Source organism: Coraliomargarita algicola (assembly GCF_033878955.1).
Classification (GTDB): Bacteria; Verrucomicrobiota; Verrucomicrobiia; order Opitutales; family Coraliomargaritaceae; genus Thalassobacterium; species Thalassobacterium algicola.
Genome location: NZ_CP138858.1, coordinates 1,919,519 through 1,941,587 on the forward strand (window position 1 = coordinate 1,919,519; position 22,069 = coordinate 1,941,587).

7 protein-coding genes are annotated in these 22,069 nt (G+C 53.8%); 4 read left to right on the forward strand and 3 right to left on the reverse strand.

Annotation, left to right across the window (positions count from 1 at the left end; all coding sequences use genetic code 11):
* Positions 1 to 251: 251 nt before the first annotated feature.
* Positions 252 to 1,130 (reverse strand): helix-turn-helix domain-containing protein, encoded by an 879-nt coding sequence (locus SH580_RS07420; protein WP_319834380.1) that lies wholly within the window; start codon positions 1,128 to 1,130, stop codon positions 252 to 254.
* Between the two features lie 82 nt (positions 1,131 to 1,212).
* Between SH580_RS07420 and SH580_RS07425 the strand changes: the two genes are divergently transcribed.
* A complete protein-coding gene (locus SH580_RS07425; protein ID WP_319834381.1) occupies positions 1,213 to 4,746 on the forward strand; it encodes a DUF5107 domain-containing protein in 3,534 nt (1,177 codons plus the stop codon).
* 24 nt (positions 4,747 to 4,770) lie between these two features.
* Here SH580_RS07425 and SH580_RS07430 read toward each other — a convergent pair whose 3' ends face one another.
* The gene (locus SH580_RS07430; protein ID WP_319834382.1) at positions 4,771 to 6,588 is read right to left on the reverse strand and encodes a ShlB/FhaC/HecB family hemolysin secretion/activation protein; all 1,818 of its coding nucleotides are present in this window, start codon (positions 6,586 to 6,588) and stop codon (positions 4,771 to 4,773) included.
* A 47-nt stretch (positions 6,589 to 6,635) separates the two neighbouring features.
* Positions 6,636 to 17,969: a YDG domain-containing protein gene (locus tag SH580_RS07435; protein WP_319834383.1), complete on the reverse strand. Its 11,334-nt coding sequence runs from the start codon at positions 17,967 to 17,969 to the stop codon at positions 6,636 to 6,638.
* Positions 17,970 to 18,309: 340 nt separating this feature from the next.
* On the opposite strand from SH580_RS07435, the gene SH580_RS07440 reads away from it, so the two are divergent.
* The 3 genes from SH580_RS07440 to SH580_RS07450 are packed head-to-tail and all read left to right on the forward strand — an operon-like array spanning position 18,310 to position 22,065.
* Entirely contained in the window at positions 18,310 to 19,446 is a 1,137-nt protein-coding gene (locus SH580_RS07440) for a transporter (protein WP_319834384.1), read from the forward strand.
* 51 nt (positions 19,447 to 19,497) lie between these two features.
* The gene (locus SH580_RS07445; protein ID WP_319834385.1) at positions 19,498 to 20,001 is read left to right on the forward strand and encodes a YfiR family protein; all 504 of its coding nucleotides are present in this window, start codon (positions 19,498 to 19,500) and stop codon (positions 19,999 to 20,001) included.
* A gap of 6 nt (positions 20,002 to 20,007) precedes the next feature.
* On the forward strand, positions 20,008 to 22,065 hold the full coding sequence (locus SH580_RS07450) for an ATP-binding protein (RefSeq protein ID WP_319834386.1): 2,058 nt from the start codon (positions 20,008 to 20,010) through the stop codon (positions 22,063 to 22,065).
* Positions 22,066 to 22,069 lie beyond the last annotated feature (4 nt).

Below are 22,069 nucleotides of genomic sequence, written 5' to 3' on the forward strand. Positions count from 1 at the left end.
AACGGCGGTTTTGGCAAAACCGCCCTACCATATAGACCTCAAAAGATGGGTAAAACCGTTAATCCTAGAAAGAGTAGTCAAAAGACAGATCCCAAAGACCAGATTTGAATATCAATAAGTTATGGCACTTCCAGTATCGCAAAAATGGCGATCACTCTGATTCACGTCCATTAACGGTTTAAGAAATCACGTATACTGAAGCTGACGAATTTAGGTCAAAAAAGTTCATCCCAATCGCGGATCGATCCAATTTATGGAGTGATCCCACGCTGGCGGGTGCGAAACGCGCTAGGCGACTCTCCCATGTTGGCGCGAAACCATAAGGAGAACTGGCTGAGGTGATCGAAGCCTGTTTCATAGGCGACCTCTTTGGCCTGTCGATCTTCCTGCAAAAGTGCACAGGCCGCCTGCAGACGTCGCCAATTCCAAAAGCGTTTTGGGGTTTGCTCCAACTCACGCATCCAAAGGCGATCCAATTGACTGGCACTGACGCCGACCGTTTGCGCCAGTTGCTCCCGTGAAAAGCCATCCCTCAGGTCGACCTGATTGAGACGGCGATAGCTTTCTCGCACTCGAGCATCCTGCATAGAGGCGACTTCATAACGCATACCAAGCGGTCGCAACAGTTGCACCAGCCTACGAAAAAATGCAGTTAAGCACTCCTTTAGCTCTAAAATGTCCTCTAATGTCGTGAGCTCTCCTTCAGGGTGCAAGCGCCCCTGCTGACTCAAATGCTTCAATAACGAAGTCCGACGCAAACGATGCAGCAAACGATCGAGCTCGGCATCATGCTCAAAGACAACCACCGGATTACCCACCCACCGAGCCGCTCCTGCAGGACATTCGACCTGTAGGTGAAGCGACAACAGGCGCGCAGAATCACTAAACGCCTGATGACGTTTCCCCGGATGACAGACAATCCAATCACCAGCTTGAGCATGCTCAACACAATTCCCCTTACTCAATGTCAGCTCACCGGCTTTCAGCTTCCAGACGGTCAATACCACACCAGTGAATTGACCGACCTGCCCAATAGGCTCTCCCTCCCAAAATCGCTGCAACGAGAGCTTTAAGTCAGCCCAATGACTCTCTTCCGCAGCTTCCATAGTCGTATCTTGCTCCACTCGCATGCGCATTTTTGATAACAAGACTCACAACTTTGTAAAGCCAATCCACTTGTCGTCGTGAGTCCTGCATTCACACAATCAATCCATGCTTAAAACCACAACTCCCCCATCCAGCGCCTCTATTCATAATACCGCCTCAGCAGGCGTCAGTATTCGTCGTGAAAGTACAGTGATCCCAACTTACGCACCGTTTCCAGCCGACAAGAATCCGATGTTTCTTGAAAAGCGTGTGTATCAAGGCAGCAGCGGACGCGTCTACCCCCTCCCCTGCGTCGAGCGCTTTGAGGAAACAAAATCCGATCGTGCCTACGATACGATCACCATCGAGAATGAGTATATCGAAGTCACCATACTCCCCGAGCTCGGCGGACGCATCCACGGTGCACGCGATAAAACAAATGACTACGACTTCGTCTACCGCAATGGCGTGATTAAACCTGCTCTGATTGCGCTATCTGGGTCTTGGATATCCGGCGGCATTGAGTTCAACTGGCCACAGCATCACCGTCCATCCACTTTCATGCCCTGCGACGTGGAAATCGAAGAACACGCCGATGGTTCTAAAACCGTCTGGATGAGTGAGCACGATCCACTCAATCGAATGAAGGGCATGCATGGAATCTGTCTATACCCCGATCGTGCCGTCATCGAATTAAAAGTGCGCGCACATAATCGAACTCCGTTCGTTCAAACCTTTCTATGGTGGGCCAACGTTGCCGTCACTGCCAACGAAGGCTACCAATCATTCCTACCAACAGATGTCACTCACGTGGCCGACCACGCCAAAGGAAGCACCTCGACTTTTCCACTATGCACGGATGTGTATTACGGCATCGATTATGCCCAACGTGCCCAAGAGGGCGTCCCCATTGCTGACCGTCCGCCACAGTTTGTCCCCCCCAGTTGTATCGACGATCCCAAGGACATCCCGCCCCAATTGGCCGAGATCGCCCAAGCGGGCGGCTACGCGGCCAACGACCTGTCTTGGTATTCCAACATTCCGGTGCCGACCTCCTACATGTGTCTGGGCACTCAGGAAGATTTCTTTGGCGGCTACGATCATCTGCGTGGTGCCGGTATCGTGCATGTGGCCAACCACCACATCTCTCCCGGTAAAAAGCAATGGGTCTGGGGCAACCATAATTTCGGCTACGCATGGGACCGCAACTTGTGCGACGACGAAGTGCCTTACGTGGAGCTAATGGCCGGCGTCTACACCGATAATCAACCCGACTTCAGCTTCCTGCAACCTGGAGAAACAAAAACATGGAGCCAATTCTGGTATCCGATACAGGACATCGGCCCCGCTCAAAAGGCCAGCACCGAGGCGGCACTCAGCCTAATACAACGCAACAATAAAGCTCAGCTGGGTGCAATGACAACCCGGCCCAGAAGCCATGCCGTAGTGCAACTCACCAATACAGAATCTGGAAAAGTCTATTACAGCGCAAATGTAGAGCTAGCTCCCAACGCACCCCATCTAGCCCAACTGGACGTGCCGCCGCACACACCCCTCACCTCGCTAAAGCTCAGCATCATTACCAGCGAGGGGCACGAATTGCTCGCCTACCAGCCAGCACAGCCACCAGCAAACGAGCCTGAAGCTGCCACTGAACCGCCCAATCCATCCGAAATTGAAAGCATTGAAGAACTCTATATTACCGGACAGCACCTAGCTCAATACCGACACCCGACACGAATGCCCGAACCATATTGGGAAGAAGCCCTACGTCGCGATCCTTCCGATGCACGCACCAATAATGCCGTCGGCTTACTCTGCTTAACCAATGGAGAATTCGACAAAGCAGAACAACATTTTCGCACCGCGATCGCACGCCTAACCCGCCGCAATCCCAACCCTTACGACGGTGAGCCCTACTACAACCTCGGCCTCACCCTGCGCTATCAAGCTGATGCAATTGTGGCCACTGATACCACTCAAGCCACCAAACTGCTGGAAGCGGCCTATGCTGCACTCTATAAGTCCACCTGGAATCAAGCCTGGCAATCTGCCGCCTATCACGCGCTGGCTGAAATCGATTGCCGCCGACAGAATTGGCACAATGCTCTCGATCATCTGGACCGCTCGCTACGCGTCAACACTGACAACCTCGGTGCCCGCAATCTACGCGCACGGGTGCTGCAATGCCTCGATCGTCATGACGAAGCCGAAGCACAGGTCCTAGCCACACACAGACTTGATCCACTCGACTGGTGGGCCCGCCATTTGATGGGGCACGATTTAAGCTGCGACACAAAAACACGCTTGGACCTGGCCCATGATCACGCCCGTGCAGGCTTCCTAGACGAAGCACTTGCACTCATCGCACCGGAAACCATTGCCACATCACTTGCAAACCGTCCCGAACCCACCAGCGGCACAGGTCCGATGCTCGCCTATACCCGCGCATGGCTACAACAACAGCTCGGCTCTCCCGTATCAGCCCAACGCGAGCTCGAAACTGCACGTACGACGCCGCGCGACTACTGCTTCCCCTCTCGCATCGAAGATATCAATATACTCCAATGGGCCATCCAGCAAAACAACAAGGACGCCCATGCCCCATACTATCTAGGCAATCTCTTCTACGACCGCAAACGCCACCACGATGCCATCGCCAACTGGGAACTCGCCACGCAAATCGACCCTAACGGCAACCCCACAGTCTGGCGCAACTTGGGAATCGCTTATTACAACGTACTCGAAGCACATGAATCAGCACGTGATGCATACGAACGCGCTTACGAGTTAACCCTCAGCGCGGGCGAAAGAGACGCCCGTCTACTCTTCGAGCGCGACCTCTTATGGAAGCGCCTAGGGCGGCCCAGTTCCCAACGTCTAGCCGCGCTGAAAAAACACCTACCTGAAGTCCAGAGCCGAGACGACTTGTCCGTTGAATATCTGGATCTACTCAATCAAGAAGGACGCCACCAAGACGCGCTAGCCTATCTCAACTCACGCAACTTTCAACCTTGGGAAGGCGGCGAAGGCCTGGCACGCAGTCAACACGTTCGCACGCACCTGGCACTCGGGCGCAAAGCACTCACTGCAGGAGATGCCCACACCGCGCGTCAATACTTTGAAGCCGCACTGGAATCGCCCCGCAATCTAGGTGAATCCAAGCACCTACTCGCCAATCAAAGCAACACCTACTACTGGCTGGGATGCGCCCTCGAAGCTCAAGCCGGCGAGGCCAACCTGAGCCGCGCTCGCGAGTTATGGACGGCCGCGTCTAATTTCCAAGGCGACTTTCTAGAACGCGCCGTGCAGAGCTATTCCGAAATGACCTATTATTCAGCACTGTCACTAGATAAACTCGGCCAGCATGATAAAGCGCAACAATTATTCACTCAGTTAAAAGCACATGCCAAACGTCTGTTTAATCAGGAAGCTAAAGTTTACTATTTCGCTACGTCCCTGCCAGCTCGTCTGCTTTTTGAGAATCTTCAACGCCGCCAGGAAACCACCGCTCTGCTCATTGAAGCTCAAGCTGAACTGGGGCTCGGAAATACTCACAGCGCACGCAAACTGCTAGAAGCTGTGCTCGCGAGGGACCCCGCACGGGCCCTCGCCAAAGACTTGCTATCCGGGCTAGAGCCAAATTCAGAGCAAAGCTGAGCACCGACGTAATAGTTCACAACGCTAATACCTGAACTGATAGCTTAAGAAAAAGCGAGAGTCCCCGCGCTCGGTCAGGCGGGCATCCTCACCGGCGACTGCGAATGAGGCAGTTACATTCATGTTCTTAAGCAGCCCTACCTGAGCCTGTAGACCGTAGTCCCAGATGCGTGCATTGCCGCCGCGTTCGAAATCGCTCCATCCAGCCTCAATGAAAGTTGAGGCCGCCACTTGGTCCACCCACTTGCCGAAGAGGCCTAGATGATCACCTGCGATTGGTCTAAAGTGTAAGAACTGGAGTGCATAGAATCCATTGTCCCCACTCACTTCGCTGGACTGATACGCACGTAAGGCATTCGCACCACCAATGGCGAAGTTATCGCTCCCGGCGAGCTCATCACTGGTGATTTGCCAGGAGAGTTGCGTCTCGGTGGACCATCCTTCGAGTGCGCTGATAAACGGCCCCAGTTGTTGAACGCGCGCATAGTTCAAAATGTAATGCGTGGTCTGGGCTTCGCCTGTTGCGGAATTATAGAACTGTCGAAAATTTTGATCCGAGTTATTATCAGTCAGTCCTGCAAAACTAAAGACGACCCCCACTACGAACTGATTCGACGCGGTTGCCTCCTGAATGTTAAAGGTGTTATTGAGTGAGAGTTGAACCGAATCAAACTCAGCTCCCCCCACAACAACAGAGCCAAACAAACTCTCACGCTCAAATTGTTTATACGCACCCAGTGCACTGAAATTCCACTGCACACTTTGGTGGCTCCAAACGGGTAGCTCATACTTTAAAGTAGATTGCATGGTGGTGCTGGCCGAACCGATACCTGGAATCGTGCTCGAAGCTGTATCCGAGTAATTGAAACTCGCCGTCAGTTTGTGCCCCCAACGGTTGGGTATCGTGTAGGTAACTACGTAGTTTTCAAACTCGTTCATCCGAGTGCCCACAGTGGCATTGGCCGAAAGTTGGTGGTCTTCAAAGGGAAGATTGCCGAGACTGCCACCGATGAAAAAACGGTCCTCGCCGGAGGACTCGCTGGCGTGGTTGTTGTAGCCAGCCTGCACCGTCCAGGGGCGCTGTTCATCGATCTGAATATTGGCAAAGGTTTCCCCCATGTTCTGGCCCGGCTCAAAGACAACCCGCGCGGTGCGGAAGGGGTTTTGGTTGATCGCCTTAACCTTTTTATCGAATGCCTCTTGCGACAAGATCGGTTCCGCGAGCAATGGATTGAGCTGCTTCTCAAGACGGGCTTCATCACTCCAGCGTGAATGATCGGCACTGTAATTCCCCTCCTCGTCGGCAAACTGGGTCGTGTAACCGGCGAGCCGGAACTCGTTGATCTGCACCTTCAGGGAACCATTGTGGATCTCTTGCGGGGGCACGACCACAGACATCAGCGGATAGCCATTCGCTTTATAGGCATCGCTAATGTCCTGCTGGATGAAACGGATATCGCCCAGTGTCAGCGGAAGGTCGCGGTAAACGGCCAGCGCCTCGTCGAGGCTGACATACAGGGCCGCCCGATTTGCAGCCGCTCGCGACTCGCCGCGGATTTGGATAAATTCACTCAATGCCTGTCCTCCGCTGGTGCCGACGATCTCAATTTCCAAGCGCGCGACAGCAGGCATGATCTGCGCGCTATCGTTGGCGCCCGGCGCATTGATCATACTCGGAAAGTCGATCAACACCTCACCGGACTCCGACTCTACGACGGGAGCTTGGTATTGCTCGATCACTGATTGCGGCCCGACGACGGTGGCCTGTTGAGCGGATACCGAAAGGACGCAGACATTTAGCGTGCATGCACACATCAATAAGTAATTAGGAAATGGCTTCATTGTAGGATAAGTTGATTGAAGGATGCGGTAGGATTTCGGGAGCTCGATCATCCCCCCACTCCTGTCTCACTGAACGCGACGAGCTTGGCTTTTTCGTGCTGGATCGACTCTTCATACTGCGCGATTTGCTCGGCTTTTGAATCGTTGATGGCTTCGGCACGCGCGGCTTCTTGGTCAATTGCGGCCTCCATGTAGAGATCCAGAGTCATTTCATTAAGGGCCGCCGAGCGCTGCCTTTCGATCTCACTGGGGCTGAGTGTCATAGCCAGTTCAGCTTGGGTTTCATCCTTGCGCCTTTCCGCTACCAAGACGGAGCGAACCGTTTCCAGTTGCGCATCGCGGGCCTGGACGGCGGCTTGCCGGTCTTTTTCCAGTCCGACCAGTGCGCCGCCGAGTTCGAGCAGTTGGTCTTTGCGTACTTGTGCGAGCCTTGCCTGCTCCGCTGCAGCATCTTCACCGCCGCCACCTCCTGTGTATGCATTAATGGCACCGCTGAAGCCTGCTTCGAGCACTTTGCCAACATTGGAAACGGTTTCGACGCCAAACTCAGCGGGATTAGTCATCAGCTTGATATATTGATCGGCCATCGCGTCGACCGCGTCATCGGGACTCCCCAGCAATGCGCCAAAGTCACCATTGGCAAGATTCGCGGCCATTCCTCCGGGATCGATTCCATACTGCACCGCCAATTCACCGAGCGCCTCCCCGACAAAGGCTTGAACGCCAGGGATATCACCGATGCCGTATTTATCGTATTTCTCAAAGAGGGCCATCGTCACGAGCTGCATACTGGTGTCATCCATCGCCTCTTGTGCGGCCAAGTTCGGGTCCATGCCCTGTTCGATCAATGCTTGCTTGGCATTGGCCATCGTTTGCATGGCCTCCTGTAACTCCAGTTGCTGGGTCACGGGCAAGCTAGCGAGCGCGGGATTCGAAAATCTGGGAAGGATACCGTAGCGTTGCATCTCCGACTTAATAGCAACATCCGCCACCTCATCAAAGGCGATGGGCTGATCGATATCTGCCAGACCGCGCTGGGTCGTGCCGGAGTTATCCAACTGATCTGCAAGCGCCCCGCGGATGTCACGCTCCGGGCCAAACAAGCCCGTGACCGCACCCAGCGCATCCATGGCTGCGTCGAGGCGATCGGCGGCGCTGGCAAGATCACGAATCGGCGCCGAGGTGCTAGGTAGCAAGTCTCGGTCTGGGATATTGAGCGTCGTCATGTCCATCGAAGCGATGTCTTCGCTGCTCAACTGCATCTTATTGAGCGCATTCTCTTGTGAACTGGCGACCGAGAACATTCGATCATTCGCCTGCTTCAACTTATCCAGCTCTGCGACGCGCTGGTTTTGTTCTTCATTCAGTGCGTTCCATTCGGCGACCTGAGTATCAAACTTGGCATTCTCTGCGTCCAGTTTGTCTAACTGCTGCGTCGAGAGTTCCACCTCTGTTTGCCTTCTAAAGTCAGCGACACTCATGCCTTCGTATTTACTTTTAACAACTTCTTGGTAATCAACCAACTCTGCTTTCAAACTCGCGAGGTTCTCTTCTCTGTTCTCAAGCTTCTGACGAGCGATTTGTTCGCCTTCGGCACGGGCGGCTTCAAGACTGGCGAGTGCCTCGTTTGCTTGAGCTTTGGCCGAGGCGGTCGCCGTTTGCAGGCTCAAGATACTCGCCTCTGCCTCGTCATATTGCGCCTGCAGTGTCTGCGCGCGCTCGATCTTAGCCTGATTTTCTGCAAGGCGTGCCTCTGCCTCGCCTTTCTCTGCCAGCATCTTCTTGAGCGCGGCCTTGAGCTCAAGCTCCTTAGACAACACCGCTTCAGACTCGGCCAACATCGCTTGGTATTGAGCGACCTCGGCACCGCGCCCGAGGCGAGTCGCTTCGGCAATTTTGTCCTTCAAGCCGGCAATGCTCTGTTTAGCGACTTCAACCATTCGGAGATTTTCTTCGAGCTGTGAAATGGCCTCGTCTGTGCCAGCCAGTTGTTCGCGCAAGGTCGCCGACATGGCATTGGCAACGGCCGCGTCACTTTGGGCGACCTTTAGGTTTTGCGCCAGTTCTTTGAACTCGCGAGTCGCCGCGCGTAGCCCGATGGCATAGCCTTCGTAATTAGCGTAGGCAGCCTGTGCCGTTTCGGCGGCAGCAAGATAATTGGCCACTTCTGGATCCCGTGGATCGAGACGACGTATGGCTGGATTGATGCTTGGAACGGGAAGCCCAGCGGTGAGACTTGATGTCAGTGCCTGGTAGTCGACTGGCGTTATTTTGCTCGCCGCGGCCTCCGCCAACTGATGCAGCTCTGCCTGTTGCGCAGCACGTGCTTCCGCCGCTTGTGCACGAAGCACTTCTGCGGGCACCACATCGACAATTTCTTCCAGTAATGGCAATATACTACCAGTCGCTTGGAGATCCGGATCAATTTGATAATTGTCGGCATCGGTCCCGCTCAATTCGAATCCACTCACCGTTACAGGCTTATCCGTCGCGACATCGGGATCCAGAAACTCAGCAGCAGCGTTGGTGGTGACCAAATCGACAGCATCGCCTGGGATAAAGCCATCGAGTGTGCCACCGCTGACCGTTCCCGCAGTAGTGCCGTCGAAGAATTTATCAGCAATCTCGATGCCGAAGATATCGAGTATTTTACGCGCAATGGTAACGGTGACGTAATCTGGCTGAAGCACTGAGTAGTTGCTGGCATCCGCACCCGTCAAGGCATAGCCTGAAGCCGTCACGTCCTTATCCACTCCGGCATCCTTGGTCGCCATGATCCCCTGTGCATTGCTGGTGTTCAGGCTGACGGCATCATTGAGTAGAACGCCGTCCAAGCTTCCACCTGTCAGCGCAACGTCGAGCGTGGCGTCGTATTCGCGATCCACAGCATCGACGCCGAGGATGTTAACCTGCTTCGGTGTCACGTCTGCGGTCAGATCAAAAGGCAGCGATTGTGTATAATTATCTGCGTCCACTCCCGTTAGGCCATAGCCACTGAGCGATACTGCTTTATCAGACGCCGCATGCTTGTTTTCGAAATGACCAGCAATGCGATCCAGATCGAAAGCGATATCATCCCCTGCAACGGTGTTGCCCAAAGAGGCAGTTCCAGTGAGTTCGGCAACGGTCGTGCCATCATAAATACGGCTCAATGCGCCGATCCCGCTAACTGAAAGAACGCGCGGAATGATGTCGGCAAACAAGCTGGGAAGAACAAAGCTATAGTTGCCTGCATCCACACCTGAAAGGCTAAGACCTGCGATCATCACCTCACGGTTTTCTCCGACATTCTTATCGGCAAAAGTCGCCGAGGGTGCGCCGGCAATCGTCACTTGATCCGTGCCGAGTGGCGTAATTTGAAGCGTGCCGCTAAGCGGTGCCACATTGCTTCCATCGTAAGTCTTATCATTCGCGGTCACGCCGAATAAAGTCAGCACGGCTTGACTGATACTCGCCGTCAGGGTCGTCGGAGTGATTAAGTTGTAATTGGCCGCATCCGCGCCGCTGAGGGTGTATCCGGTGATGGCGACGGGCTTATCTTCGCCGACGTTTTTATTATCAAATGTCGCCGCAAGGCTACCGCCGAGCAACACCGTATCGCCGCTCAGTGCGCTCACGCTACCGGAGTTGGTGATCGTGGCGGTGTCAGTGGCATCATAGACCTTATTGCTAATCTGAGTGCCAGTGATCGCAAGGTTTGCGGGCGTGACATCGGCAGTCAAATCCGTCGGCAGCACCAGCGTGTAGTTCCCCGCGTCGGCTCCTGCGAGGCTGGCCCCCACTAGCGTTAAAGGCTTGTTCAGCTCGGCATTCTTGTTGGCAAACAAGCCGCTCAAGTCGCCGGTCAAACTTACATCTTCCGAAGCATCGAACACACCGGCCAGCGAGCCAAACTCCAGATTTCCAGTGCCGGCGATTTCGGCAGTCATGGTTGTGTCGTAAATACGATCCACGCCGCTCAAACCGCTAATACCGACGTTGGCTGGCGTGATACTAGCCAATAATGTCGGCGCGAGCAGATTGTAATTGAGTGCATCGGTGCTGCTAAGGCTGAGACCATTGACACGCACCGTTTTTTCGATGCCGACGTTCTTATCATCAAAGGCACCCGAGCGGCTAGACTCGTCGAGCATAACCGAGTCTGTGCCAATGATGCCTTGTAAGCTTCCGTTACCGCTGATCGTGGCAACATCCGTGCGGTCATAGACTTTATCCTGCGCCGCAAGACCATCAACCGTGAGGTCCTTTTTGAAGATCGTTGCAGTAATGCCCACTGGAGTTGCGGCGGTATAATTGTCGGCATCCGCGCCGGAAAGCGTCACACCTGAGAGTGCTATCGCTTTGTTCTCACCAGCGTTCTTATCGGCAAAGGTCACGTCGATATTGCCAACGTCCACTGCGAGGTCATCCCCAGCAATGGCGCCGCCAAAAGTGCCAGTGCCGGAGATTTCGCCGATAGTCGTGCCGTCGTAAATCTTATCGGCAATGGTCAAGCCAGACACTGTGATCCCTCGACGGGCGATTTCGCCAAGTAAACCCATGGGCTGACTTAAATCATAGTTCAGTGCGTCTACCCCACCCAACCCGAAGAGCCCGGAGATTGTGATCGGTTTATTTGCGCCCGCGTTTTTATCGGCATAGGTGGCCGACACCGCACTGTCATCGATACTAACCACATCGCTGCCGATCACCGCATCCAGTCCATTATGAGTCAGTGGCGCGTTGACGGTTTGATCGTAAATTTTGTCACCATTCAGCCCGACGATTTGTAAGGAGGCCTTTGAGATGGTAGCAGTCAATCCTGTGGGCTGTGCCACCAGATAGTTGCCAGCGTCGCTTCCGCTGGCGGTATAGCCTTGTGCCGTGACGGCGCGATCGACACCAGCATGCTTATCGGCGAGCTCACCGCGCGCGGATGAACTATCGATCGTCACGTTGTCACTCAGTAAGATGCCATCCAACGAACCACCGGCTAAATCTACACTAGTATCACCATTGTAGATACGATCCGCGGCAATCACCCCAGTCACGGTCAAAGTCGCGGGTGTGATATCCGCAACAAAGCCTACAGCTGAATCCGCAGTGTAATTGAACGCATCCGCCCCACTGAGTGTGATTCCGGATATAATAAATGACTTAGCGCCCCCGACATTCTTATCGGCAAAAACATAATCGAACCCACTGCCATCAATGACCACAGTATCTCCACCTAAAATACCGCCAAAAATAGCCGTTCCCGTGCCTGTCGCAGCTGTCGTGGCATCGTAAATCTTATCATCTGGGGTGAGCCCCGTAATGGTGATTGGTCTTGGGGTGATGTCGGCAGTCAAGCCAGCGGGTTGCTGCACCTGATAGTTACCCGCATCGGCACCTCCGAGAGTGAAGCCACTCACAGCAACCAGTTTATCGTTCTGCACATTTTTATTCGCAAATTCAGCGGTTCCTACGTCCTGAATAATTACTTCATCCGCACCGATTGGGCTCACGCTTGCGGTGCCAAGCAAGGTGACATCTGTAGTGGCATCATAAATACGGTCTACGGCAGTGACGCCAGTGACGACCAATTCGGCCGGAGTCACATCTGCAGTCAGGTTCGTCGGCAGGACCAAATTATAATTACCCGCGTCCCCGCCAGTGAGACTGACACCGGATACCGAAACCGCCTTGGCAGTGCCCACGTTTTTATTGTCAAAACGACCGACGGCGCTGCCGGTAAGATCGACGTTGTCGCCACTGATCGGACTAACTTTGGCTGTGCCCGATAGGGTGGCATCCGTCGTCGTATCGTAAACCCGGCTTTCCGCAATCAAACCCGTGAGGTCGAGATCGAGCTGAAAAATTTCAGCCACCAAATTTGTTCCCGCCGCCAAGACATAGTTGAATGCATCCGATCCTGTCAGGGAAAGACCACTAACCGAAACAGCCTTGTCCGCTCCGACATTCTTATCGGCATAGCTGCCGACAGCTGTGCCTGAGAGAGCAACAACATCACTGCCCAGAGCGGTAACCGCGGCAGTGCCCTCTAAGGTAGCTGCGATCGTGCGGTCATAGGTCTTATCCGCTGCAGTGATTCCTTCGAGCTCGAGCGTCGCTGGAGTGACGTTGGCAGTCACATCCGTTGGCAGCACCAGATTGTAATTCCCCGCACTCGTTCCACTGAGTGAGAATCCGGAAAAGCTCATGGCCTTATCGTCGGCGACATTCTTATCTGCAAACGCTGCCGTTGCAGTGAGCCCGCCGACCACTGCGACGTCGTCACCTGTAAGCGCATTGATCGAAGCCGTTCCGGTAAATAATGCATTCGTAGTGGCATCATAGATACGATCCACGCCCATAAGGCCGGAGAGCAGCAAGTCACGCGCGGTGATGGTCAGTAGCCCCGTGCCAGTGGGATTGAAGAGGTAGTTATGATCGAAGCCCCCCGTCGCCGTCAGGGCGTAGCCACCAACATTAGAGCGCTCGACTGCTGCCGTGGCTACCGTCATCGGCGTGTCCAGATCACTGATACTATCGCCAGTAACAAAGCCAGTATAGTCGATGGTGAATACGGGATTGGCTTCCCCGTAGGTTTTGGTGAAATCGTCCGGGCGCACGTTAAGCGTCGCCTTGTTGACCGTAAGGTCGCCGGGTGCGCCCGTAGTCACCGCTAGGCCATAAAGACTGCCGCTGTTGACCGTTGATTTGGCGGTCGCGGTCAGGCCGCCGGTATAGATGCCTGCATTGGCAAAACCACCGGCGGAGGTCGGAACCGATGCCGCGAGACCGAAGTCGACTAAGTTCGTTAAAGCACCTTCCGTAATCCCGAAGGTGGCTAAGTCGATCGCATTGCCGACGAGCGTCGCGCTATCAAGAGTCAGGTTGGCAGTCAGCGTATCGCCATAGATGATCGTATCGTTCCCCAAGTTGACGACAACCGTTGGCTGCACGCTATAGACGAATCCGCTGCCGGCAGGCATCCCACTGGGACGTGGGTCATTCACATCAAAGCTCGTATTGTATTGCACGAAGTCGCGTCCCGTCGTGGAGAGGTCGGCGAGCAGGTTACCCGCGTCGGGAGCACCGGTGTGATCCGGCGTGTTGGCATAGACGAGGAAGCTGCCGGGCGTCGTGGCATCGAAGATAAAGGGAGACGCACTGCCCGAACGATTCTCAAAGGAATCGCCTGCGCTGATCAAAAGGTCGCCGGTGCCAAGGGTGAGTTTTACACTCTGATTCAAGGCATCGCGTCCGATGACTACCGCGGAGTCGCCCGCATCGCGATAGCTTGAATTCGCACGCGCGTCGTTGGCGATCAGTGTCAGGTCGCCGTTATCGGTATTGATACTGGCATTGACGAGAATGTTGCGGCCCGCGTTAAGGCTGAGCGAGCCGCCATCGCCATCTGGATTATCAGTGAGGAGGGCTTCGTTAATAGTGATATCATTATTCGCCTGCAGTGTGATGTCGGTGCCGAGGCTCAGCGATTGGGTGAGCGCCGCGGCGGCGATACCAATCGAATCACCAGGGCGATTGCTAAAGGTATTGAGGCCCGTGTAGTCGAACGGCCCTTTAACTAGCAGTGCCTGACGATTAAACTCGGCGCTTGTTAGCATCGGGACGACCAGAGTGTCATCGGAGAGATCGATCTCCACGCCGCGAATTGAAATATTTGGCGTAAAGGTAGAGACCAAATTCACAGCACCGTCCTGCCATCCGGATTGGCGCTCAAAAAATGAGAATGCCCCCGAACCGCCCGTGCCGTATACCACAACCGTGTCATCATCTACCGCGACACGACCGCCCCAACCACTAATACGAGTATCCGTTAAACGGGCGGTAGGTGCCGTCGCGGAGGCCCAATCACTGGTGCGCTCAAAGACGTAAACTGATTCCGTATTGGTGCCGCCAGTATCCGAGCCCACAACAATCGTATCCCCCGAGAGATCGAACACCGAACCGAAACTGACATCTGATAAAACACTCGGCATCAGCTCCGTGCGAACCGGGGTCTGCGACCAATCATTGGCAGTGTTTTCAAACACAACCAGCGGATCGAAATGCTCAGAGGCGCTCAGGTTGTAACTGCTCTGCGGCGAATACACTGCGATGGTGTCGCCATCCATTTGGATGCGATTATTGTAATCTCCGGCTCCCATGGGCCGCGTTTCAAAACTGTAGCTAGGGCCCCCGTTAATAGTGGTTTGCCAATCCCCCACTGTATTTTCCCAAACAAGCAAATCGGTGCTCCCATCATAGTCGCGGGCAATCACACTGAGCGCATGACCACTCACCGCAATATCGGAAAAGTCCCCCAAAGCGTCGCGAGCGATCCATGCGGTGCGATTTGCGGTGCCATTCATCCATGCTGAACCTCGCTCGAAGATATGTGCCAGTGGCACCGTGGAATTATTAATAAAATCAGAGCTACGGTAATTTAGAACTGCCAGCGTATCGCCACTCAAATCGATCCGAGAACCGAAGTTTGAGGTGCTGCTCATATTACTCTCGACCACCGCTGCGAGTGCGTCGTTTTCATAGATGTAGACGTAGCCGTAATTGTCCTGATACAGGACATTCCCAAGCCCCGAGTCGGCAATGGCGATGGTATTGCCGTCGACGGCAACATCTGTGCCGAAAGTGCTCCCCGTCTCCACGGCTGCAGGGCCGATCGGGTTGCCGACCAAGACCGTGCCCCCTGTCCCCCAGCTATTTAAGCTTTCGAGCAAGCGAACCGATCCGGTGCCTGCCTGGCTGGTCGACCCGGTCGGACTACCATTGGGATCACCGACTGCAGCAAAGTCGCCACTGATCGCCACGCTCTGTCCAAAGGTCGAACTCGCATCAAATACTTCGTAGATTTGGCCCCCACCGAGATCAGTAACGGATACACGATTCAGCGTCTGCCCCGTCGTAGTGTTTAAATAATTGCCTTGCCCGACAATGATGCGGTCACCCTCCACATCCAATGACTGGATGGTGCCGGAACCGTTCCCGAAGCTCAGTGTGTTATTCGGCCCTCCGACGTGTTGAGTGTATCGCACAGCAGTTCGAGGGTAACTACCAGTCACGATCAGAACTTCGCCAGATGCGTAAAACTCCTGAAGTGGGATGAACGAGCCAAAACTTCCCAACCCGTTATGATTCCCCGTGATAATATTTTGGTAATGATAAGAACTGTTATAGGATGCGCTACTCGCGCTCCAGCCAGCGTAAATCCAACCGTCGGATGCCGCGAGCCCTGTCCCATAGCCGCCACCAGCCAGCGCGGTGGTGTCGATTCCGGGAATGGCATCGGGCGTTTGCTTGAAACTTCCGCCTGCTGAGTTCACCCAATAAACGGCCCCCATATCGACGACCCCGTTATGATCATGGGAAGGGGCTGCGACGTAAAATTGCCCCCCATCGGCCGCAAGATGTGTCCCAAAACTGGTATCATTCGCTTGAGGATTCAGAAAGGTCGCCGTCAGGTTGCTCGATCCATTGGTCCAACCGCTGCCCTCAGTATAGATATGCAGGGCACCTTGCCCGCCTAAGCCGTTACTTTGTAAACTCATCACCCCAACAATGCCATTCGTCAGAGCCACCTGAGTCCCGAAATCAATGGCGTTGGAGCCGGCAGCAGTCAAACGAGCCGCAATGCTACCATTTTCATAAACATAAGCCGCCTGGGAGCCCGGAGCCCCGACCAGGAGTGTCGTGCCCTCCAGATCGACCGCGCTGCCGAAATTAGCCCCGCCGTCGCGATCTGTGGGGTAGCCTCCTTCGTCGGACTCCACGATCCGTTGAAACTCCGAAAATGAATCGGTGACCGTGCCGATCGTGATGTTCTTCGGATCGAGCAGCCATTGCCCGTTCGCGCCATAAGCAGCACGGGCACTGGCATCGACGGTGCCATCGACACCGAGACCTTCAAGCCCGGACGTTTCGACCAGGCCGCCATCGCCACCATTCATACCACCACGCGCAAAGATCGATCCGGCAAATTGAGTGACGCCGTCCGACCAGGCGACGACTGTGCCGCCCTTGCCCAAGGTGCCTGCATCAGCGCTCAGCACGGAGCCAGTGCCGATGTATGTGCTCTGCGAATTACTCACCTCCAGCAGCGCCTCCGCCGCATCCCAAATCGAAGCGCCCTGGTAGCCCCCGCCGACATAGATCTGGCCACCGAGTGGCCCGCCGTTGGCAGAGACTTGCGCTCCGAGCAGCGAAACATTCTCTCCCCAAAGACTGACTTGCCCGCCTTCCAGCTGACCGTTGGCTTTGACCGTTCCGGATAAAATCATGCGCCCGTCACCCGCATCGATGGCAATTGCGCCGCCATTGGCCGAACCGCTCGCATCCATCAGTCCGCCCGAAGTGATGAGCACCTCGTCATTGGCCTCGATCGTCAATGTGCCGCCGTCCCCATTCGTTCCAAGCGCCCGCATGGTGGTATCGCTAATAATCGTATCAGTCGTGATCCGAATCGTGCCGCCTTGCTCGCCGGAAACGTCCTGCACGCCGCCGTAGTTGTGCACCAGCGCCGCATCGATTTCGATCTGGCCGCCGCTGCCACCATTCTCGGCGACGATACTACCGCTACTCTCGACCAGCCCATTTTCGGCAACGAGGATCACGCGGCCGCCTTCGTTGCGGACACCCGTCGCGTGGATCAGGCCCTCGTTATTACCTGCAAGGGCATAAATATTGCCATTGTGCGTGCGCAACTCGGCGACCATCGCTTCGATACGCCCCTCATTGGTCACATCGTTGCCGCGCTCGCCGAGGCTCACACCGTAGGCGCCGTAGAGCCAACTGGCATCGGTCAATACATCGATCCGCGTGCCCGCCGTCAAGGCGACGCGTCCATTGGCGGCTTCGATCACACCTGAATTTTTCACCGTGTAACCCGCCAGCAAGACGTTGCCGCCAGTGGAGGAAATCTGCCCCAAGTTAGTCACTTCAAAAGGGCTGTTGCCAAACAGTGTAAAGTTGCCCCCGTTCAGGAAATCCTCATTGGCCATTTCCAATGTCGAGGCCACGAAGTCGCCCCCCGTCAGCACCTGACCGTCCGCTCCGATGATGATGCCGTTCGGATTTAACAGGTAGAGACTGCCCGTCGCGCTCAGCGTGCCATGAATCGACGAGGCCCCCAATCCAGTGACCCGATTCAGCGTGGCGCCGCTACCGTTATTGAAATGCACTCCATAGCCGCTGCCGACATTAAACGAATCCCAATCGGCGATACCATACTGCCCGCTCTGGTGGATCTGCATATTTTGCCCCGACTGCTGCACCGTTAAGTCGCCATGCACCACGGTCAGCCCGCCTGGCAAATTCCCCGCCAACGCCATATGACCCGATAAAAAGCAAACCACACCTAGACGGAAGGCCGTTTGGATTTGAGCGAGTGGCGGCGACATAAGACAGGGGCGATCGAGTGCTTCATAGTTCGAAAGATCGGTAGGCGAGCGCTACCAGCAACTCGTCAAGGGATAAAGGGGTATTTACAAATTATTAACTAATAGCTAATTCGTACTGACTCCAGCAGCTATTGTAAAGGTATCTTGTGCACCGACGAAGGATTAACTAGTTACACCCAATAAAGAGCACTCAATACTGGGTGCACAGCAACTTCCGCTGCCATACTTTCGACAAGCATTATGAAAAAGTTTAACAATGATTTCCGCTGCTTAGAGGTTGCAGAATGGACAAAACTCCCCAACAACTACTAAGCAATTCTACCCACTGTCCATTAGTAATGTGAATCACCTAAAATACCACTACCTACTGTGCCTTTACCTAGCCGCCGGTCTGTCTGCCTTCGGTCAATCGCCACCAGTCGACCTGATCGATTTGAGCCTGGGAGACCTACTGAACGCTAAAATCATCCGCTCTCAATCCAATCAGATGACGCCAGCATCGCTGGATGCTAGCAGTGTTGCCTCTGCACCTGGCCATTTTGAATCGAATCGCTTCCACTTCAGTCTCAGCTATATCGATGTCAAATTCGAGACATACAAAGATGGCAGCGACGATTTGTCGACCAGTGACGTACTCTGGTCGGGAGCTGGATCGGGCGAAGTTCGTACAGATGACAACTTCCCGGTCGTGCCGACCAAAATCTACCAACAGGCCATGCAGTTTAAAGGTGCCTACGACATTTCCGAGGAGTTTAGCTTCAGTCTTAGTATTCCTTTCATCAGACAGGAAACAGAGCATATCAGCAGTGTGCCCGGCTTTAGCGACTTCATTATCGTAAGTGAAGGCCTAGGCGACATCGAAGCAGCCATATCATGGTTAACATGGTCGAATCATCACAACAGCTTACTCTTTAGCTTAGGCTTGAGTATACCCACCGGATCTATCGACGAGAAAGGACGCACCCCGCGTGATGCGACTCAGGACACTCAACTGCCATACACGATGCAACTGGGCTCAGGCACCTACGACATCAAACCCTCAATTGCATATACGGGTAAAACTGGCGCGTGGAACTACGGAGCGGGCTTGAATCTAACCCTACGCACAGCTGAAAACTCACGTGATTATCGCCTCGGCAATGTGTATCAAGGTAGTATTTGGACACGTTACGAACTTGCCGAATGGATCCAGCCATCCTTCCGCATCAATGGCATTGTCTGGGATCGTATCAGTGGGCAAGATGATGAGATCACCGTGCCCGGCGCCTTCCCCTACCCCGCCGCAGTCACCAACCCGGACTACTTCGGTGGCACTAAACTCTTGGCGCAGTTCGGATTACGCTTACGAGACCCCAATGGCTGGCTCAAAAACTCTTTTCTAGAGCTCGAAGCGGGTGCCCCCTTCTATCAGAAACTAAATGGCCCACAGCCATCAGAAAACTGGCGTTTCTCAGCAAGCCTAGTGCTTAACTTTTGAAGGATGTCAGCCAAGCAGCCCATAACAATCAGTCTGATCTGTGCCATATACTTGGCCCTATCAACAAACGTGGGCACTGCGTCTAATGACAGAGCGATTATAGAGGAAAACGATGGTAAAGCACTGCTCATTTACAATATTGCCAAGTTCACAGTATGGCCCTCCGAAGGAAGCAATCAGTCCGCTCCATTTATCTTTACTCTATGGAATGACCATGCACTCAGCGACGCATTCCGGAATATTGAAGGCCTACAGGCTCAAGGCCGTCCGATTCGAATCAATCACCATGAACAGGATCGCGCACCGATTGATTGCAAAGTCCTCGTGATACCCGGTCATCAGCTACAGGCATTCATACAGTCCAAAGAGCTGCTCCTCATAAGGCCAGTGCTCACAGTCACCACAGATACAAGCGTATTCGAAGCAGGTGCGATGGTGCTCATCGAAGTGCTGGACGACCATCTGTCTTTTTCGGTCAATCTGGCAGCCCTCAAAGCAAGCGGGCTCGAAATCAGCGGCAACCTGCTGCGCCATGCGAGAAAGGTGAACTTCTAACAGATCATGCCCAAGCGCTTCTCACAACTTCCCGTAAGAAACAAGCTGACGCTGATCATTACCTGCGCCGCACTCTTCGCGGTGAGCTTGAGCGGCATGATTACGATCATCACACAAGCTCAAGCCGTGAACAATGGCTTGCAACGCGAAATCGAGACGACAACTGAACTTCTCGCTTCAAACGTAGCCGCATCTCTTTACTTCAATTCGATATCTGAAGCCGAAAAAACACTGTCCGCACTTAGATTCAAAAAACATATAGAAGCGGCCGCTCTATATACCAAAGAAGGTAAAATCTTTGCCGTATATACTCACGCAGACCATCACCACCGACACGACGTATTACCGTCCCCCGAAGAGCGCAGCCCCTTCTCCCCGTGCCTCGCGGTCAAACAAACCGTCTACTTGGACGGAGAAGCCATTGGCCATGTCACAGTCGTGGCATCCAGAAGCCCGGTATTATCCGCCATTCTCAAGTCTGCCACGATAGCAATACTCACGACGATTCTGAGCACCGCTTTAGCGATCACACTCGCGCTACGATATCTGCGCAGTGTGTCCGCGCCTGTTGAAGAACTCGCGAAGATTGCAGACGAAGTCTCTCAAACAGAAAACTACAGCCTGCGTTCGCAGTATAATAGCAAAGACGAGCTCGGACAATTGTCACAGGCATTCAATCATATGTTGGCGCGTATCCAAGAATCTGATGCGCGCCTGCGCCTGACCACTGACGAACTCTCCAAACGAGTAGAAGAGCTCAACAACGAAAAAGAAGAGCGAGCTCAGGCTCAGGATCGCGAACGACGCTTGCAGGAGCGACTGACAGAGGCGCAAAAGCTGAAATCCCAAAGCTTGCGTGAAGCTAAAGAAGCCGCCGAACAGGCAAGCCGCATTAAATCAGAATTTCTCGCCTCCATGAGTCATGAAATACGAACTCCCATGAACGGCGTGATCGGATTCGCTTCACTGCTGAGCGACACTGAAATGACTGAAGAACAGCAAGATTACGTCGAAGTCATAAACAATAGTGGCAATACACTCTTACGACTTTTGGATGACATATTGGACTTTTCAAAAATCGAAGCCGGGCGATTGGAAATCGAAAAACGTATCTTTAATATCCATGAACTCGTCAACGAAGTGATCAAACTGCTACATGCCAAATTGAGCAATAAGGCAGTTGAGATTATCATTAATATTGATGCACGCACCCCTAGTTTCGTGGAAACCGATCCAAACCGCATCCGGCAAATACTCCTCAATCTCATCGGAAATGCGATCAAATTCACGAATGAGGGCAGTATAGAAATCCGTATCTCATTTATAAGCTTCAACGAAAAAAGCAAACCGCACGGCTACATGGGCGTGCTTGAGTGCTCAGTCACAGACACCGGCATCGGCATCTCTGAACACGACCAAAAACGCCTGTTTGAAGTATTCACACAGGTAGACTCATCCGCCACCAGAAAATACGATGGCGTAGGCCTCGGCTTAGCGATCACCAAACGCTTATGTGAAATACTCGGCGGCTCCATCAAATTGAAAAGTGCGCCGGGTGTTGGCTCTACCTTTTACTTTTCCATACCTGTATTTTCCTACACAGAATTTGAATCTACCACCCCATCGGAATCCCCAACTCCATCGACTAGCATATCGAAGGATCGCGACCTGAGAATACTGATCGTCGAAGATAATCAAGTCAACGCACGGCTACTCGCGGCTATGCTGAGCAAAACAGCGGACTCCTGCGATATCGCATACACTTCGACTGAATGTATACAATACATGAACCAGCGGCAGTATGATATCATCTTCATGGACTTGAACATGCCCGACATGGACGGGTTCGAACTGACCGCTCGTATTCGCGAGCAAGAATGTGATGCCGACCAAGCCAATACAGCTCGATCAATTATAATCGCAGTCACCGCCTGGGCCATGAAAGGCATGAAAGAACGTTGCATGGAGGCCGGAATGAATGGCTATTTATCCAAACCGGTCATTCGCGAAGAACTCACGGATTTAATTGAAAGACTTTGCAGCGAGAAGAGTCAAAACGGCTAATTTC

Coding starts and splice junctions, on each gene's coding strand:
- SH580_RS07420 (WP_319834380.1), bottom strand. CDS start 1,130: ATGCGAGTGGAGCAAGATACGACTATGGAAGCTGCGGAAGAGAGTCAT.
- SH580_RS07425 (WP_319834381.1), top strand. CDS start 1,213: ATGCTTAAAACCACAACTCCCCCATCCAGCGCCTCTATTCATAATACC.
- SH580_RS07430 (WP_319834382.1), bottom strand. CDS start 6,588: ATGAAGCCATTTCCTAATTACTTATTGATGTGTGCATGCACGCTAAAT.
- SH580_RS07435 (WP_319834383.1), bottom strand. CDS start 17,969: ATGTCGCCGCCACTCGCTCAAATCCAAACGGCCTTCCGTCTAGGTGTG.
- SH580_RS07450 (WP_319834386.1), top strand. CDS start 20,008: ATGCCCAAGCGCTTCTCACAACTTCCCGTAAGAAACAAGCTGACGCTG.